Source organism: Mycobacterium sp. (assembly GCF_049280035.1).
Classification (GTDB): domain Bacteria; phylum Actinomycetota; class Actinomycetes; order Mycobacteriales; family Mycobacteriaceae; genus Mycobacterium.
In genome coordinates, this window is record NZ_JBAPPI010000072.1 from 1 (window position 1) to 3,486 (window position 3,486).

The window sequence follows — 3,486 nt, forward strand, 5'->3', positions numbered from 1 at the left end:
GGCCAGGTATTCGGCGGTCAGCTTGCCCACGAAGCCGGTTGCCCCGTACAAGACGATGTCGTATTCGCGCGTCTCGGTCACAGGCGTGACGGTACTCCGAGCATCTCGGGCAACTCAGTGCTCTCCCCCAGCACATGCTCGGCCAGAAAGGCGATCACCACCTGGTACCAGATCTTGGTGTGCTGTGGCGCCTCCACCCAGTGGTTCTCGGACGGGAAGTACAGAAATCGGTGCGGGCTGCTACCATCCTCGCCGGCCGGTAACGCCGATGCACCCAGCAGCTCATACCACAGCCGCAGGCCCTCGCCGATCGGCACGCGGTAGTCCTTGTCGCCGTGGATGACCAGCATCGGAGTGGCAATCCGACCGACGAACTGGTGTGGTGAGTTGGCCGCGGTCATCTCCGGCGTCATCTCGCGACGCCAGTAGTAGGCGTGATCGGTTGTCGGGCTGAATTGGTCTAGCGCCCACAAACTGGCGTGGGTCACGATCGCAACGAAGCGGTCGGTGTGGCCGGCCATCCAGTTGGCCATGTAGCCGCCGAACGAGCCGCCCATCGCGGCGATCCGGGTTGCATCGATGCGCGGATGAGCACACGCCGCATCGGTGGCGGCCATCAAATCGTCGAACGGCGGTCCGCCCCACGCTCCCCAACCACGGTCGATGAATTCCTGTCCGTAGCCAGTCGACAGCGCCGGATCGGGCAGCAGCACCGCGTAGCCCTCGGCGGCCAGCAGCCACGGGTTCCATCGCCATGACCAGCTGTTCCAACTGCCCAGCGGCCCGCCGTGGATCCATAACACCAGCGGGGCAGGCACGGCGTCGTCGGGCAGCACCAACCACGATCGCACCACCGTCCCGTCTGCGGCGGCCGCGGTGACATCGGTCAAAGTTCCCGGCAGCGTTGGCAAGTCGACGCAGGGCAGCACGGTGACGGCACCACCGGGATCGATCCGCACCGGATGCGGCGGTGCCGCATACGAGCTGCGCAAGGCGTACAACACACCGCCGGGCGCGGCGACGACGTCCGTGTAGGCGAAGTCGTCACCGGTGAGCTGCGTGACCGTCGATGTCGACAATTCGACGAGGAATACCGGAGCCCGGCCGTCCTGATCGGCCGTGACCACCAGCGAGGTGCCATCGCTCGACCAGGTCAGCGAGGTCGGCCGACGATCCCATGCTTGCGCCACCGACCGCGGTTGGTCCCCGAATCGCAGGTATTGCAATGTCATTCGCGGAGCACAGTCGGGAGTGGTGATGGTTTCCCGGGTGAACGCGATCGCCGACCCGTCCGGCGAGATCGCGGGATGCTCGAGTTCGGCGTGCGGATCGTCAGCGACTACGCGACGTTCGCCCGATGCCAGGTCGACCCGCATCAGCACCGAGCGTTCGGTTGCTTGGGGCCCGGCGACCCGCCAGGTCGTCACCAGGAATCGGCCGTCGGCGCTGACATCAAATACGGCGTCATCGAATCCGGCCGCGCGCAGCGCCCCGCCGGGCTGTGGCGTCAGATCACGCAGATCCGTCGCGTCGAACAGATGAGGTTCATCCGGGCCAAGGTCGTTGTCCCAGAAGCGCACCGGGTATCCGGAGTGCAGAATCGCGTTCACCTGAGAGGCCTTGCGCAGATCGCGCAGCCGCCGGTCGTCGTCGATGTCGCCCGCTGACGACAGCAGTGGCGCGCCGATTACCGCGGCGTCGGCGCTGCGCGCGGTCCGCACCGCGCTGACGCCACCGGGCATGCTCAACACTTCGACGGCCTCACCGCCGTCCGCGGACAGCCGCCACAGCGAAGCCGATGGTTTGTCATCGGCGTTCTCGGCGGTAGGCCGCGAGGAGACGAACAGCAGGTCGCCGCCGACGGTGAACGCCGGTGCCGACTCACCGTTCGCGCCACGGGTAAGGCGGCGCGCGGGTCGTTCCCCGGTGGGATCGATTTCCCAGACGGCGCTGACGTATTCGGTGCGCTTGTCGTTGAGTTCCGCCACGGTGGTGACCACCCGCGACCCGTCCGCCGAGACTGCCAGGCCCGAAACACGTGGCAGCGCTAGGTAGTCGTCGAGGTTGTCAAATGCCGTCGCGGTCACGAGTCGTTGGTAACACAGCGCGGCGCTTGGCGCGGTGTGCGCTACGCGACACCCAGTAAGTTTGATTTTCAAACTTGGAGCTGACATGCTGAGTTGATGCCGGCTGTCACGCTGGCCGACCTGCCCGGCCGGCCCTGCCCCATAGCCGCCGCCCTGGAATTGATCGGTGAACGATGGGCGTTGCTGACCGTCCGCGAGGTGGCGCTGGGCAACAGCCGCTTCGAGGACATCGTTCGCGGCACCGGCGCGCCCAGGGACCGGGTGACAGCCCGGCTCAAGGCTCTGGACGAGGCCGGGGTCATCCAGCGTGTCCGGTATCGCGCAGCGCCACCGCGGTTCGACTATCAGCTCACGGATTCAGGCCGCGCGCTGCTGCCGGTGTTGGATGCGTTGCTGGCCTGGGGACTAGACCATGTGGTCGGTCGCGACGACCCGGACCGCCACCGCTACCACTGGGCACAAGCCAAGCAGCGAGCAGGAAGGACACCATGACCACCGTCAACAGCGACACCGAAAACGAGCTCTGGGGACCGCCACGTTCACGCACGGTGACGTGGCACGACCCCGGGCCGGGCGCTGCGCGCGGCCTGACCATGGCCGGGATCGACTATCTCAAGGCGATGATCGCCGGCGAGCTTCCGCCACCCCCGATGGCCGCGCTCATGCAATTCGATCTCGTTGACGCAGAACCCGGCAAGGTCGTGTTCACCTGCAGACCGGACGGGTCGGTGTACAACCCGAATGGCGGCGTCCACGGCGGCCTGGTTTGCACGCTGCTGGATTCCGTCGCCGCGTTAGCACTGCACAGCACGCTTCCCGCCGGCAAGGGCTACACGTCGGTCGAAATCAAGGTGAATTACCTGAAGGCGGTGCGGATCGGCGCCGGCCCGTTGACCGCAACCGGGACCGTCGTAAAGGCGGGTTCGCGGGTCGGCTTTACCGAGGGAGTCGTCACCGACGCGTCGGGTGCGATCGTGGCGACCGCTACCAGCACCCTGCTGATATTCGACCTGTAGCCACCCAGGTGTGACGGCCCCATGAGACGCCTAACGGCGGTGGCGGGCTATCGCCCGGCCACCGCCGTCAGTTTGTTTGGGTTGGTCAGCCGCGCCGGCCGCAGACCGGCCAGGCACGGATGCCCTGCGAGTGCAGGACGTTCTCGGCCACTCGGATCTGCTCCTCACGGCTCGCGCCGTTCGGAGAACCCGAGCCGCCGTTGGCCCGCCAGGTGCTCGGCGTGAACTGCAGACCACCGGAGTAACCGTTGCCGGTGCTGATCGACCAGTTGCCACCAGACTCGCAGGCAGCGATCGCGTCCCAGTTGACGCTGTAGGCCTTGGCGGGCGCCTTGGCCTCGGGTGCGGGCGCGTCATCGGCCGGCGGGGCCGGTGGCGGGGGC

General features: G+C 67.1%; 5 protein-coding genes. 2 read left to right on the forward strand and 3 right to left on the reverse strand.

The features are described from left to right. Positions 1-81, reverse strand: an 81-nt coding sequence (locus WAN71_RS02380; RefSeq protein ID WP_422223796.1) for a hypothetical protein, incomplete at its 3' end; no start/stop codon positions are given. Next, on the reverse strand, positions 78-2,087 hold the full coding sequence (locus WAN71_RS02385; RefSeq protein ID WP_422223792.1) for an alpha/beta fold hydrolase: 2,010 nt from the start codon (positions 2,085-2,087) through the stop codon (positions 78-80). The genes WAN71_RS02385 and WAN71_RS02380, both read right to left, overlap by 4 nt. Before the next feature lie 96 nt (positions 2,088-2,183). Here WAN71_RS02385 and WAN71_RS02390 point away from each other — a divergent pair, with 96 nt between their 5' ends. Together WAN71_RS02390 and WAN71_RS02395 are read left to right on the forward strand one after the other, a co-directional pair. Further along, a complete protein-coding gene (locus tag WAN71_RS02390; RefSeq protein ID WP_422223793.1) occupies positions 2,184-2,579 on the forward strand; it encodes a winged helix-turn-helix transcriptional regulator in 396 nt (131 codons plus the stop codon). Continuing rightward, positions 2,576-3,103 (forward strand): PaaI family thioesterase, encoded by a 528-nt coding sequence (locus tag WAN71_RS02395; protein WP_422223794.1) that lies wholly within the window; start codon positions 2,576-2,578, stop codon positions 3,101-3,103. Before WAN71_RS02390 ends, WAN71_RS02395 begins: the two co-directional genes overlap by 4 nt. An 85-nt stretch (positions 3,104-3,188) precedes the next feature. Here the strand turns inward: WAN71_RS02395 and WAN71_RS02400 are convergent. Continuing rightward, positions 3,189-3,486: transglycosylase family protein (locus WAN71_RS02400; RefSeq protein WP_422223795.1), on the reverse strand; the 298-nt coding region annotated here is incomplete at its 5' end.

Bases quoted from the DNA above. Each gene is read 5' to 3' on its own strand.
- WAN71_RS02390 (WP_422223793.1), top strand. From the start codon at position 2,184: ATGCCGGCTGTCACGCTGGCCGACCTGCCCGGCCGGCCCTGCCCCATA.
- WAN71_RS02395 (WP_422223794.1), top strand. From the start codon at position 2,576: ATGACCACCGTCAACAGCGACACCGAAAACGAGCTCTGGGGACCGCCA.